We start from the raw sequence: 13,473 nt of genomic DNA, 5'->3' as shown, positions 1-13,473 counted from the left end.
GTGGCACGGCGGCGCTCCTGTCCGCCGGTTCCCGACGACGAGAACGAGGCACGCACCGTGACCACCGCATCCGCGACCACCGCATCCGCGACCCCCGCACCCTGGACCCTCTCCGGCTTCGGCGACGAGATCGACCCGGACCCGGACGTCCAGGTCGCCGTCCTCCGAGCACTCGGCGCGCACAGCATCGAGGTGCGCAGCGCCTGGGGCGTGAACGTCGTCGACCTCGACGACGAGCGCCTCGCCCGCCTCGCCGCGGTGCTCGAGCGCGGCGGCCAGTCCGTCTCGGCCGTCGCCTCGCCCATCGGCAAGGTCGACGTCGCCCTCGACCCCGAGCTCGAGGTGGCGCGCCTCGACCGCGTCATCCGCGTCGCGCACGCCCTCGGCACGCCGAGCATCCGCGTCTTCTCGTTCTACCGGGGCGAGGGAGTCCCGGTCGACAGCATCCGCGACGACGTCCTGCTGCGCATGCGCAGGCTCGCCGACCGTGCCGAGCGCGAGGGCGTGGTGCTCCTGCACGAGAACGAGAAGGAGATCTACGGCGACGTCCCCGAGCGGATCCTCGACCTGGTCGAGTCCGTCGGCTCGCCCGCCCTGCGCCTCGCCTGGGACAACGCGAACTTCGTGCAGTGCGGGGTGCGCCCCTTCGACGACGGGTGGGCGGCGCTGCGGCCCTACGTCGACTACCTGCAGGTGAAGGACGCGGTGGCCGCCACCGGCACCGTGGTGCCCGCCGGCGAGGGCGACGGACAGCTGCGCGAGACCCTCACCGCCCTGCGCGACGACGGCTGGACGGGCGTCGCCTCGCTGGAGCCGCACCTCGCGATCACGGACGCCCTCGGCGGATTCTCCGGCCCCGTGGCGTTCGGAGTGGCCGCTCGGGCCTTCCGGGCGCTCGCCTCCTCGCTCGGGATCGACCTGCGATGACCGTCCGCGCGGCGGTGATCGGCTGCGGCGACATCTCCTCCGTCCACCTCGCGGCGATCGGAACGGCGCCCGGCGCGGAGCTGGTGGCGGTCTGCGACACCGACCCGGGCCGGCTCGCCGCGGCCGCCGAGAGGCACGCGGTGCCGGGCTTCCCCGAGGCGGTCCGGATGCTCGACTCCGTCCGCCCCGACGTCGTGCACGTCTGCACTCCGCACAGCACGCACGCCGCGCTGGCGGTCGCGGCCCTCGACCGCGGCGTCGCGGTGCTCCTCGAGAAGCCGCTCGCCTCCTCCGTCGCGGAGGGGGAGCAGGTGATCGCCGCGGCCGAGCGGGGCGGGGCGCGCATCGGCGTCTGCTTCCAGAACCGCTACAACCCGCCCGCGCAGCGCCTCCGCGAGCTGCTGGCGTCCGGCTCCCTGGGCGCGGTGACGGGTGCGGTCGCGACCGTGCTCTGGCACCGCACCCCCGGCTACTACCTCGACCGCCCCTGGCGCGGGACGTGGGCCGAAGGCGGCGGCGGGATGCTGATGAATCAGGCGATCCACACCGTCGACCTCCTGCAGTGGCTCGTCGGCGAGGTGGTCGCGGTGAGCGGCTCCGCCTCCACGCGCCTGCTGCCGATCGAGGTCGAGGACACCGCCGACCTGGTGCTCACCCACGCCTCCGGTGCGCGCAGCGTCCTCTACGCGACCGTGGCCAACACGTGGGACGAGCCGGTCGAGCTCCGCCTGCGCACCGAGCGCGCCACCGTCTCGCTGCGCGGTGCCCTCACCGTCCGGCACGACGACGGATCCGTCGAGGTCGTCCCGGACACGGAGCGCCGATCCGGCGGGCGCTCGTACTGGGGCGCCTCGCACGAGCTGCTCGTGCACGACTTCTACGCCCGCCTCGGCGAGGACGAGCCCTTCTGGATCTCGCCCCGCGAGGCGGCGAGGTCGCTCGCGATCGTCCAGGCCGCCTACGCTCCGAGCGCACCCGGGCGGACACCCCACTCCACCTCGAACGAAGGACTGCTCCCATGACCACCGTCCGCCTCGGCATCATCGGATTCGGCGCCCAGGGCTCCTCCTACGCCCGCTTCCTCGCCGACGGCCGGGTGCGCGACGTCGTCGTCACCGCCGTCGCCGACGTCGACCCCGCCCGGGAGGCGGCGGCCGCCGCGCTCGCGCCCGGAGCGTCCTTCCACGCCGACCACCGCTCCCTCCTCGCGAGCGGAGAGGTCGACGCCGTCGTCGTCTGCACTCCGCACTACCTCCACCCCGGGATCGGCATCGATGCGCTCGAGCACGGGCTGCACGTGCTGGTCGACAAGCCGGCGGGCGTCTACGCCGCGCAGGTGGCGGAGCTGAACGAGGCCGCCGCCGCCCGCCCCGGGCAGCGCTTCGCGATCATGTTCAACCAGCGGGCGAACCCGCTGTACCGCCGGCTCAAGGAGATCATCGACGAGGGCGGGATCGGCCGGATCCTGCGCTCGAACTGGATCATCACGACCTGGTGGCGACCCCAGGCCTACTACGACCAGAGCGACTGGCGCGCGACCTGGGGAGGCGAGGGCGGAGGCGTCCTGGTCAACCAGGCGCCCCACCAGCTCGACCTGTGGCAGTGGCTGTGCGGAGCGCCGGAGTCGGTGGTCGCGAAGGCCGGCTACGGGCGGTGCCGCGACATCGCGGTGGAGGACGAGGTGACGGTGCTCGCCGACTTCGGCGGGGGCACGACCGGAGTGCTGGTCACCACGACGCACGACCCGATCGGCACCGACCGCCTCGAGATCGTCGGCGACCGCGGCCGGATCGTCGTCGACGACTCCCGGGTCGCGACGATCACCCGTCTGAGCGCCCCTGAGCGCGAGCTCAGCGCCGCCCTCAGCGCCGAGGACGTGGGCCTCCTGCTCACCGGCCGCTACGACACCGCGGATCTCTCCACCACGGAGCGGATCGAGTCGGGCTCCGTCTGGGGCGAGCAGCACGCGGCCGTCCTGCAGGACTTCGCGGACAGCATCGTGCATGGCACGCCGCTGCTCGCGCCCGGGGCGGAGGGGATCCTCGGGGTCCGGCTCGCCAACGCGATCCACTACTCGAGCTGGACGGGACGCGAGGTGCCGCTCGACCTCGACGAGGGCGTGTTCCTGGCGGCGCTCAACGAGCGCATCCGCGAGGAGGGGGCGTTCCCGGAGCGGGGCTGACGCGGCGGAGCTGCGCGGAACCGCGCTGGACGGGACCGGAGCGGCGGGCGGCCGGCCGGACACGACGGCCTCCCGGAGCGCGGCCCCTCCCCTCCGGCCCGACCCGGACGAGAGGGACGGCCCGGGCGGGCTTCTCGCCCCTGTGGCACCATGGGCGGCGGGCGGCGCCCCGTCCGCCGCCGTGCCCCTCGAGAGAAGACCGCGATCGTGCCCAGCGAAGACGCGCCCACCGGCCCCTCCGCCCCGAGACGCCGCGGCCGCTCCGCGACGACGATCTACGACGTCGCCCGGCTCGCCGGCGTCGCCCCCTCCACCGTCTCCCGCGGGCTGAGCACGCCCGGACGGCTGAACGCCGCGACCGAGCAGCGGATCCGCGCCGCCGCGAAGGAGCTCGGCTACCGGCTCAACCCGATGGCGCGCGCGCTGCCGACGGGCCGCACCTCGACCCTCGGGCTGCTGGTGGCCGACATCACCAACCCGGCCTTCTTCCCCGCCGTGCGCGGAGCGGAGCGGGCGGCGTCGCTCCGCGGCTTCACGATGATCCTCGCCGAGTCGCAGGAGTCCGGGGAGCGCGAGGCCGAGGCGGCCGACCGCATCGCCGCCTCCACCGACGGGCTCGTCCTCGTCAGCACCCGCCTCAGCGACGAGGAGATCATCGCGCTGGCCGGGCGCATCCCCGTCGTCGTCCTCAACCGAGTGGTCCCCGGCGTCGCGGGGATCGTGCCCGACCTCGGTCCCGGGATCGACGCCGCGCTCGACCACCTCGCTGCCCTCGGCCACCGCTCCCTCGCCTTCATCGCCGGTCCGCCCGACTCGTGGATGAGCGCCGCACGGTGGGACCTCCTCCTCGAGCGCGCCCCGCAGCGGGGCATGACGGTCGTCGAGATCGGGCCGGGCGTCTCGACCCTCGAGGGAGGGAGGGGCGTCCTCGCCCGGGTGACGGCCTCCGGCGTCGGCGCGGTGATCGCCTACAACGACCTGGTGGCGATCGGCCTGATGCGCGCGGCTCAGGAGTCGGGCGTCGCGATCCCGGAGCAGCTCAGCATCATCGGCTTCGACGACATCTTCGGGAGCGACTTCACCTCGCCGCCGCTGTCGACCATCAGCGCGCCGCTGGGCCGGATGGGCGAGCGGGCGGTCCGCCGGGTGCTCGGCGACGAGGAGCCTCCGGAGCGGGCCGACGACCTGCCGACGGAGTTCGTGCCGCGGGCCTCGACGGGGCCGCGCCGCGACGCCTGACCCCGGTTTACGCCCCGCGCGCCACGCTCTGCGACAGCCTTGGCAATCGGTTGACACTGTCGGCCACCCATACTTGGATGGCCCCGTGCCGACGAAGCTGCTGAACGATCCCGACCGACTCCTGCCGATCGACCCGACGACCCGGGCGATCGCCCGCGACCTCCACGCGAGCGTCGCCGACCTGCCGATCCTCTCCCCGCACGGGCACGTGGATCCGCGCCTCCTGCTCGAGGACCGCCCCTTCGCCGACGCGGCCGAGCTCTTCCTCCGGTACGACCACTACGTCACCCGGCTGCTCCACTCCGCCGGGATCGACCTCGGCGACCTCGGCATCCCGGGAGGCGAGCGCCTCGCCGGGCCGGAGGAGGTGTGGCGCACGTTCTGCGCGCACTGGCGGATCTTCGCGGGCACCGCGTCGGGCTACTGGCTCCAGTCGATCCTCGCCGAGCAGTTCGGCGTCACCGAGCAGCCCGACGCCGCGAACGCCGACGCCCTCTTCGCGACGATCGGGGACCGACTGGCGTCCGACGCCTTCCGCCCGCGGGCGCTCTTCGAGCGGTTCGGGATCGAGGTCCTGGCGACGACCGACGACCCGCTGGACGACCTGGCCGTCCACCGGGCGCTGGCCGAGGATCCGGCGTTCCCGGGCCGCGTGCTGCCGACCTTCCGCCCCGACGCCTACCTCGATCCCTCCACCCCCGGCTGGCCCGAGCGCGTCGCCGCCCTGGCCGCCGCCACCGGCACGAAGGAGTCGAGCCTCCCCGGATTCCTCGAGGCCCTCCGCGCCCGGCGCCGGCACTTCCTCGACCACGGCGCCGTCTCCGCCGACCACGGCGTGCTGGAGCCGCTGACCGTCGACCTCGACCCCGTCGAGGCGCAGTCCCTCTTCGCCCGCGCCCGCGCCGGCACGATCGACGCCGAGGGCAGCCGCGTCCTGGCCGCCCACCTGCTGCTGCAGTCCGCCCGCATGAGCGTCGACGACGGCCTGGTGATGACCGTCCACGCCGGCGTGCTGCGCAACCACGACCGGCCGACCTTCGAGCGCTTCGGTCCGGACACCGGCCACGACATCCCCGTCGCGACCCGGTTCGCCGAGCCCCTCCGGCCGCTGCTGCAGGAGCTCGGCAATGCGCCGGGCTTCCACCTGGTCCTCTTCGGGATCGACGAGAGCACCCACTCGCGCGAGCTCGCTCCCCTCGCCGGCTACTACCCGTCCGTGTTCCTCGGAGCGCCGTGGTGGTTCCTCGACGCGCCCGACGCGGTGCTGCGCTTCCGCGCCGCCGTGACCGAGACCGCCGGCTTCTCGCGCAGCTCCGGCTTCATCGACGACACCCGCGCGTTCCTCTCCATCCCGGCCCGTCACGACATGGCGCGGAGGCTGGACGCCGCGTTCCTCGCGCGCCTGGTCGCCGAGGGGCGGATCGACTCCGAGACGGCGAGCGCCGTCATCCTGGACCTCGTCGACGCCCAGCCGCGGAAGGTCTTCAAGCTGTGAGCGGGCACGGCGGAGGAGGTGCTCTCGACCGCGCGTCCGCGGGCCTGCCGGCGGCTCCCGTCCGCATCGTCCACCTCGGCCTCGGCGCCTTCCACCGAGCGCACCAGGCCTGGTACACGCACGCCGTCGACGACGAACACGAGTGGGGCATCGCCGCGTTCACCGGCCGGAGCCCCCGGGCGGCCGAGGAGCTCGCCGCGCAGGGCGGCCTGTTCACCCTGATCGAGCGCGGACCGGAGGGCGACTCGGCGACGATCGTGGGCAGCATCGTCGAGGCGGTCGACGGCGCGGACGTCGCGCGTCTCATCGAGCTCGTCGCGGCCCCGGCGACGGCGATCGTCACGCTGACGATCACGGAGGCCGGGTACCGTCTCGCCGCGGACGGCGGCCCCGACCTGGACGACCCCGTCGTCCGGAGCGACCTCGCCGCCCTCCGATCGGGAGGGGCGCCGGTCACCGCGCTCGGCCGCCTCCTGCTCGGCCTCGCCGCCCGGCGCGACGCCGGCTCCGGCCCGCTCGCCGTCGTCCCCTGCGACAACCTCTCCGGCAACGGCCCCCTGGTGCGCGGCGGACTGCTCCTGCTCGCCGAGCGGCTCGACCCGTCGCTCGCCGACTGGATCGACCGCACCGTCTCGTTCGTGTCGACCTCCGTCGACCGGATCACCCCGGCCACCACCGCAGCGGACGTCGCGGCGGCGGCTCGGCTGATCGGCTCCGCCGACGCCGCGGCCGTCGTGACCGAGCCGTTCCGCGACTGGGTCCTCTGCGGCCGCTTCCCGGCCGGCCGACCCGCCTGGGAGCGCGCCGGAGCCCGTTTCGTGGACGACATCGAGCCCTTCGAGCGGCGCAAGCTGCGACTCCTCAACGGGGCGCACACGCTCCTCGCCGCCACCGGCCGCCGGAAGGGCCTCGCCACCGTCGCGGAGGCGATCGCCGACCCCGCCTGCCGGAGCGCCGTCGAGGCGTTCTGGGCGGAGGCGGCGGCCGGCCTCCCCGCCGGTCTCGACGCCGACGCCTACTGCGCCGCCCTCCTCGAGCGCTTCGGCAACCCCCGGATCGAGCACCGCCTCGAGCAGATCGGCGCCGACGCGACCGCCAAGCTCCGCATCCGGATCGCGCCCGTGCTCCTCGCCGAGCGAGCGGCCGGACGCGACGGGGCCGCCTCCCTCCGCGCCGTCGCCGACGGGATCGCGCTGCTGCTGCGGGGAGACCGGCTGCCCGACGCGCAGCGCCCCGCCCTCGACCGCGCCCTCGGCTCCGCCCGGCCCGTGGAGGCGCTGCTGCGACTCGTCGACCCGCGCCTCGCCGACGACCCGGCCCTCGTCGCCGCGGTCGCCGCTCAGGCGGCCTAGACCTCCCCTCGCCTCTCCACACGGCGCCTCCCGGCGCCGTCGGCAACCGTTTGCCACCCTTCGCACCGTCTCGACGCGGCGCGGATCCCCGACGGGTCCGCGCCCGGGTAAAGGAGCCCGCATGACCCCCCGCACCACCACCGCGCCCGGAGCGCCCGCCACGCAGAAGCTCTCGAAGCTGAGCATCGTCGGCTACGGAGCCGGCGACACGGCGAACAACCTCGCCTTCACCACCGCCACGATGTTCCTGCTCGTCTACTACACCGACGTCGCCGGGATCTCCGCGGCCGCGGCGGGCACGCTGCTGCTCGTCGTGCGGATCTTCGACGCGTTCGCCGACGTCTTCGCCGGCCGGGTCGTGGACCGCACCTACAGCAAGCGCTTCGGCAAGTTCCGTCCGTTCCTGATGTTCGGGTCGGTCCCCCTCCTCCTGCTCTCGGCCGCGACCTTCTCCGTCCCGCAGATCGGCGAGAGCGGCACGCTCCTCTACGCCTACCTCAGCTACGCCGCGCTCGGCCTCGCCTACAGCCTCGTCAACATCCCTTACGGCTCGCTCGCCGGAGCGATGACGCAGGTCGGCACCGAGCGCGCGAAGCTCGCCAGCGCCCGCGCCATCGGCGGCGCGATCGTGGGGGCCGGGCTCGGCACCTTCATGGCCCCGCTGGTCGTCCCCGGCGCGGATCTGCAGTCGCTCTTCTCGATCGTCACGCTGAGCTTCGTCGTCGTCGGATCCGCCCTCTACCTCTTCACCGTGCTGACCGCCAAGGAGCGCGTCCAGCGCGACGTCGCGCACGTCACGTTCCGGCAGAGCATGACGACCCTCCGCTCCAACCGGCCGCTGCTCTTCCTCTGCCTCAGCTCGTTCCTGTTCCTCACCGGGACGCTCGCGCTCCAGACCGTGCAGCTCTACTACCTGCGCGACGTGCTCGGATCGGTGAGCCTCTACGCCGCGATGTCGCTGATCCAGCTCGCCCTGACCTTCGGGCTGGCCGCCCTCGTCCCGACGATCGTGCGGCGGTTCGGCAAGCGCAACGCCTACATGGCCGGAGTCGCGGTCATGATCAGCGGCGGAACGGTCGTCTTCCTCGCTCCGGGCGATGCGGTGGCGGTCGGCTTCGGCGGACTGGTTCTCGCCTACGTCGGCATCCAGCTCGTCAACATGCTCGTCTGGGCCATCGAGGCGGACACCGTCGAGTACGGGGAGTGGAAGACCGGCATCCGCTCCGAGGGCACCATCTACGCCCTGTTCTCCTTCACCCGCAAGACCGGTCAGGCGGTCGGAGGCGCCCTCGCCGCGTACGCACTGGCCTGGGGCGGCTACGTGGCCGGTGCCGCGGAGCAGAGCGAGCACGCCGAGTGGGGCATCCGCGCCGCGGCCGGCCTCATCCCGGCCGTCGCCGCCCTGCTCGCGGTGCTGATCATGGCGTTCTACCCGCTGACCGACCGCCGGCACGCGCAGATCGTCGCCGAGATCGCCGAGCGCCGCGAGGCCACCGGCCAGGCCGCGCCCGTGGCGCCCGGCCTCTCGACCGCCGCGTTCTCGATGGACCGCGCTCCCGGCCGGAACCCCTGACCCGATCCACACCACGAAAGGCACCCCATGAAGATCGACAAGGCCGAGGTCGTCGTCACCAGCCCCGACCGCAACTTCGTCACCCTCAAGCTCACGACCGACGACGGGCTGACCGGCCTCGGCGACGCGACCCTCAACGGCCGCGAGCTCGCCGTGGTCTCCTATCTCGCCGACCATGTCGTGCCGCTGCTCCTCGGCCGCGACGCCTCGCGCATCGAGGACACGTGGCAGTTCCTCTACCGGTCGTCCTACTGGCGCCGCGGACCGGTCACGATGGCGGCGATCGCGGCGGTCGACACCGCCCTCTGGGACATCAAGGGCAAGGCCGCCGGTATGCCGCTCTACCAGCTGCTCGGAGGCGCGTCCCGCACCGGCCTGCTCGCCTACGGCCACGCGTCCGGGCGGACGGACGCCGAGCTGTTCGACAGCATCCGCGAGCACCAGGAGCAGGGGTACCGCGCGATCCGCGTGCAGACCGCGGTGCCGGGGCTGCAGTCGATCTACGGCATCGCCTCCAACGCGGTCCTCGAGGGCAACGAGGGCGTGCGCTACGACCACGAGCCGGCCCAGCGCGGCGGCCTCCCGACCGAGGAGGACTGGGACACGCGCGCCTACCTGCGCCACGTCCCCCGCGTCTTCGAGGCCGTCCGCAACGAGTTCGGGCCGGGGCTCCCGCTCCTGCACGACGGCCACCACCGGATGACCCCGATCCAGGCAGCGGCCCTCGGCAAGTCCCTCGAGCCGTACGACCTCTTCTGGCTCGAGGACTGCACACCCGCCGAGAACCAGGAGGCCCTGCGCCTCGTCCGGCAGCACACCACCACGCCGCTGGCCATCGGCGAGGTCTTCAACACCGTGTGGGACTACCAGCTCCTCATCCGCGAGCAGCTGATCGACTACATCCGCAGCGCGGTGACGCACACCGGAGGCGTCTCCCATCTCCGGCGGATCCTCGACCACGCCGCGCAGTACCAGATCAAGTCGGGGATGCACGGCCCGACCGACGTCTCCCCGGTGGGCATGGCGGCCGCGATGCACCTGGGCCTGGCGATCCACAACTTCGGGATCCAGGAGTACATGAAGCACGGCGAGCGGACCGACAGCGTCTTCCAGCAGTCGTTCACCTGGAGCGAGGGGCGTCTGCATCCGGGCGACGCTCCCGGCCTGGGCGTCGAGCTCGACGTCGACGAGGCCGGGAAGTACCCCTACGTCCGCGCCTACCTGCCCTTCAACCGCCTCGCCGACGGCACCGTCCACGACTGGTGACCTGCGGCCGCCCCTCCTCCGCCGAGGGAACCCCGGACCGTCGAGGGAGCCACGACCAGCGGGCTCCCTCGACGGTCCGGGGTTCCCTCGGTGGGCGACGAGGGGCGGGGGGCAGGAGGGGCGGCGGGTCAGGGCACGAAACGGTAGCCCATGCCGGCCTCGGTCAGCAGGTGGCGCGGATGCGCGGGGTCGGGCTCGAGCTTCTTGCGCAGCTGCGCGAGGTAGAGGCGGAGGTAGCCGGTGTCGGTGACGTGCGCGGGTCCCCAGATCTCGGCCAGCAGCGAGCGGCGGGTGACCAGCTTGCCCGCGTTGCGGATCAGGATCTCGAGCACCTGCCACTCCGTCGGGGTGAGCCGCACGGAGGCGCCGTCCCGCGTCGCGCTCTTGGCCACCAGGTCCACGGTGACCTCGCCGATCACGACCAGCGGCTCGCCGTCGGCCGGCTGCACCCGCCGCGAGAGGGCCCGGATGCGCGCGAGCACCTCGTCCATCGAGAACGGCTTGGTCACGTAGTCGTCGGCGCCCGCGTCGAGCGCGCCCACCTTGTCGGCCGCGCCCGTCCGCCCCGACACCACCAGGATCGGCGCGCTCGTCCAGCCGCGCAGCCCGTGGATGACCTCGACCCCGTCGAGCCGGGGCATGCCGAGGTCGATCATGTAGAGGTCCGGATGCTCGTCCACAGCGCGGTTGATCGCCTCGGTGCCGTCACCGGCCGTCACCACGTCGTATCCGCGGGCGGTGAGCGTGATGCGCAGGGCGCGCAGGATCTGGGGGTCGTCGTCGGCGATCAGGATCTTCATGCGGCTCCTCCGGAGTCCTCGTGCGGTGCGGCGGCCGACCCGCCGTCGTGCGGGGCTGCAGGAGCGGCCGGAGCAGCAGGAGCGACGCCAGCAGGAGCAGCAGGAGCGACGCGAGCAGCAGGAGCGCCGACAGCAGTCTCCGACGCCAGCGGCAGCGTCACCACCATCGTCAGCCCGCCCCCCGGAGTGTCCTCCGTCTCGAGCGTGCCGCCCATCCCCTCCGTGAACCCCTTCGAGAGCGCGAGGCCCAGGCCCAGGCCGGTGAGGTTGTCGTCGTCGCCGAGCCGCTGGAACGGCACGAAGATCTCGGCCCTCCGCTCCTCCGGCACCCCGGGGCCGTGGTCGACGATCCGCAGCTGCGCGCTGCCGCCGAAGGCGCTGGCGGCCACGCGCACCCGGGTCCCGGAGGGTGCGTAGCGGACGGCGTTCGCGAGCAGGTTGACCACGACGCGCTGCAGCAGCACGGCGTCGGCGAGCAGCGCCGGGCCCTCCGGATCGAGGTCGAGGTCGACCTCGCCGGGACCGAGCCCGAGCTCGTCGAGCGCGGGGAGCACCACGTCGGCGGCGTCGAGCGGAGCGAGCGCCACGGCGAGCGCTCCCGCCTCCAGCCGCGTCACGTCCAGCAGGTCGGTGACCAGTGCGGCGAGCACGGTGAGGCTCTCGTCGGCGGTGGCGAGCAGCTCCTCCCGGTCGCGCTCGCTCCAGACCACGTCGGGCGAGCGCAGCCCGCTGACCGCCGCGGTGGCCGCGGCGAGGGGCCGGCGCAGATCGTGGCTGACCGCCGACAGCAGGGCGCTGCGCACCCGGTCGGTCTCGGCCAGCGGAGCGAGGGAGCTGGCCGTCTCGCTGAGGGCCGCGTTCTCGAGCACCGAGTCCAGTTGCGCGGCGACCACCTGCAGCAGCCGCCGCTCGCTCCCCTCCAGCTCGCGGCCGTGCAGCTCGAGCACCGCGCCCTCGCCCACCGCGATGCGCGCGGGATCCCCTTCCGGCTGCGGCTCGCCGTCCGCGGCGACGACCTCGCCGTCGCGCAGCAGCCGCACGCCGGTCAGCCCGAACGCCTCGCGCGAGCGCTCGAGGATCGCCTGCAGCGCCCCCTGCCCGCGGATCACGCCGCCCGCGATCGTCGCCAGCAGCTCCGACTCCGCCCCCGACCGCTTGGCGGCCCGCGCCCGCCGGGCCGCGCGGTCGACCACGGCGCTGACCAGCGCTGCGTTCAGCACGTAGAGCACCAGCGCCAGCGCGTGCAGAGGCTCGTCGACGGTGATCGTGTAGAGCGGATCGACGAAGAAGAAGTCGAGGGTCAGCCCCGAGAGCACGGCCGCGAACAGCGCCGGCCAGAGCCCGCCGACCAGCGCGACCACCACCACCAGCAGCTGGTACGAGAGCACGTCGCTCGTGATCGACTCGTCGCTGCGGAGGCTCGAGAGCAGCCAGGTCACCAGCGGGCCGCCCACGAGGGCGAGGGCCAGTCCCAGGAGGCGGCGCCGCAGCGTCAGGGCCCCGTCGAGCCTCGGCAGCACCGCGGTGCGCCCGGCGGCGGAGTGGCTGACGATGTGCACGTCGATGTTGCCGGACTCGCGGATCACCGTCGACGCCGTGCCGGGCGTGAGCGCCGAGGCGAGGCGGCTCCGCCTGCTCACTCCGATCACCAGCTGGGTCGCGTTCACCGAGCGGGCGAACTCGACCAGCGTCCGCGGCACGTCCTCGCCGACCACCTGGTGGTAGCTGCCGCCGAGCTTCTCCACCAGCGCCCGCTGCGCCTCGAGCACGTGCGGCCGCGGGGTGCGGAGACCGTCGGGGGTCACCACGTGCACGGCGAGCAGGTCGCCCCCGGAGGCGCGGGCCGCGATCCGCGCGCCGCGCCGCAGCAGGGTCTCGCCCTCCGGCCCGCCGGTGAGGGTCACGACCACGCGCTCGCGCGCCTCCCAGGTGCTGTCGATGCCGTGCTCGACGCGGTAGTCGCGCAGCGCGCTGTCGACCTCGTCGGCGAGCCAGAGCAGCGCGAGCTCGCGCAGGGCGGTCAGGTTGCCGAGCCGGAAGTAGTTGGACAGGGCCGCGTCGATCCGCTCGGGCGGGTAGACGCGGCCGTCGGCGAGGCGGTCGCGCAGTGCCTGGGGCGCCAGGTCGACGACCTCGATCTGGTCGGCGGCGCGGAGGACCGCGTCCGGGATCGTCTCGCGCTGCGGCGCTCCGGTGATCGCGTGCACGACGTCGTTGAGCGATTCGATGTGCTGGATGTTCACGGTCGAGAAGACGGTGATGCCGGCGTCGAGGAGCGTCCGCACGTCCTCCCAGCGCTTCTCGTGCCGGGAGCCGGGGGCGTTGGTGTGCGCGAGCTCGTCGACCAGCGCGACGTCCGGCCGGCGGGCGAGCACCGCGTCGAGGTCCATCTCCTCGAGCAGCACACCGCGGTGCTCGACGGCCCGCCTCGGCACGACCTCGAGCCCCTCGACCATCGCGGCGGTGGCGGAGCGGCCGTGCGTCTCGACCACGGCCACCACGACGTCGCGGCCCTCGGCGGCGAGCCGGCGGCCCTCCTCGAGCATCGTGTAGGTCTTGCCCACTCCGGGCGCGGCTCCGAGGAGCACGCGCAGGCGGCCCTTCGTCATGCTCCCGGCCTCCCCTCGTGCTCGCGGCTC

10 protein-coding genes are annotated in these 13,473 nt (G+C 73.9%); 8 read left to right on the top strand and 2 right to left on the bottom strand.

Annotated features, from left to right (window positions below; translation table 11 throughout):
• Positions 1 to 57 precede the first annotated feature (57 nt).
• The 8 genes from C5D08_RS01635 to manD all read left to right on the top strand — a co-directional run bounded on the left by C5D08_RS01635 (position 58) and on the right by manD (position 10,034).
• Complete coding sequence (locus tag C5D08_RS01635; RefSeq protein ID WP_258067193.1) at positions 58 to 927, top strand: sugar phosphate isomerase/epimerase; 870 nt, start codon at positions 58 to 60, stop codon at positions 925 to 927.
• A complete protein-coding gene (locus C5D08_RS01630; RefSeq protein ID WP_104275512.1) occupies positions 924 to 1,949 on the top strand; it encodes a Gfo/Idh/MocA family protein in 1,026 nt (341 codons plus the stop codon). Before C5D08_RS01635 ends, C5D08_RS01630 begins: the two co-directional genes overlap by 4 nt.
• The gene (locus C5D08_RS01625) at positions 1,946 to 3,109 is read left to right on the top strand and encodes a Gfo/Idh/MocA family protein (protein ID WP_104275511.1); all 1,164 of its coding nucleotides are present in this window, start codon (positions 1,946 to 1,948) and stop codon (positions 3,107 to 3,109) included. Before C5D08_RS01630 ends, C5D08_RS01625 begins: the two co-directional genes overlap by 4 nt.
• Before the next feature lie 207 nt (positions 3,110 to 3,316).
• The gene (locus C5D08_RS01620) at positions 3,317 to 4,348 is read left to right on the top strand and encodes a LacI family DNA-binding transcriptional regulator (RefSeq protein ID WP_181110123.1); all 1,032 of its coding nucleotides are present in this window, start codon (positions 3,317 to 3,319) and stop codon (positions 4,346 to 4,348) included.
• 85 nt (positions 4,349 to 4,433) lie between these two features.
• On the top strand, positions 4,434 to 5,843 hold the full coding sequence (gene uxaC, locus C5D08_RS01615) for a glucuronate isomerase (protein ID WP_104275509.1): 1,410 nt from the start codon (positions 4,434 to 4,436) through the stop codon (positions 5,841 to 5,843).
• Entirely contained in the window at positions 5,840 to 7,195 is a 1,356-nt protein-coding gene (locus C5D08_RS01610; protein ID WP_258067191.1) for a mannitol dehydrogenase family protein, read from the top strand. The genes uxaC and C5D08_RS01610 overlap by 4 nt, the downstream gene beginning before the upstream one ends.
• Before the next feature lie 121 nt (positions 7,196 to 7,316).
• On the top strand, positions 7,317 to 8,768 hold the full coding sequence (gene uidB / locus C5D08_RS01605; protein WP_104275508.1) for a glucuronide transporter: 1,452 nt from the start codon (positions 7,317 to 7,319) through the stop codon (positions 8,766 to 8,768).
• 27 nt (positions 8,769 to 8,795) lie between these two features.
• On the top strand, positions 8,796 to 10,034 hold the full coding sequence (gene manD / locus C5D08_RS01600; protein WP_104275507.1) for a D-mannonate dehydratase ManD: 1,239 nt from the start codon (positions 8,796 to 8,798) through the stop codon (positions 10,032 to 10,034).
• Positions 10,035 to 10,162: 128 nt separating this feature from the next.
• Here the strand turns inward: manD and C5D08_RS01595 are convergent, their stop codons facing one another.
• Positions 10,163 to 10,834: a response regulator gene (locus C5D08_RS01595; RefSeq protein ID WP_104275506.1), complete on the bottom strand. Its 672-nt coding sequence runs from the start codon at positions 10,832 to 10,834 to the stop codon at positions 10,163 to 10,165.
• Positions 10,831 to 13,443: an ATP-binding protein gene (locus C5D08_RS01590; RefSeq protein ID WP_104275505.1), complete on the bottom strand. Its 2,613-nt coding sequence runs from the start codon at positions 13,441 to 13,443 to the stop codon at positions 10,831 to 10,833. The genes C5D08_RS01595 and C5D08_RS01590 overlap by 4 nt, the downstream gene beginning before the upstream one ends.
• Positions 13,444 to 13,473: the final 30 nt, after the last annotated feature.

The organism is Rathayibacter sp. AY1B6 (assembly GCF_002932755.1).
In the GTDB taxonomy this organism is placed as follows: Bacteria; Actinomycetota; Actinomycetes; order Actinomycetales; family Microbacteriaceae; genus Rathayibacter.
Note: the sequence above shows the minus strand (reverse complement) of the source record. Positions and strands in the feature narration are given on the sequence as shown.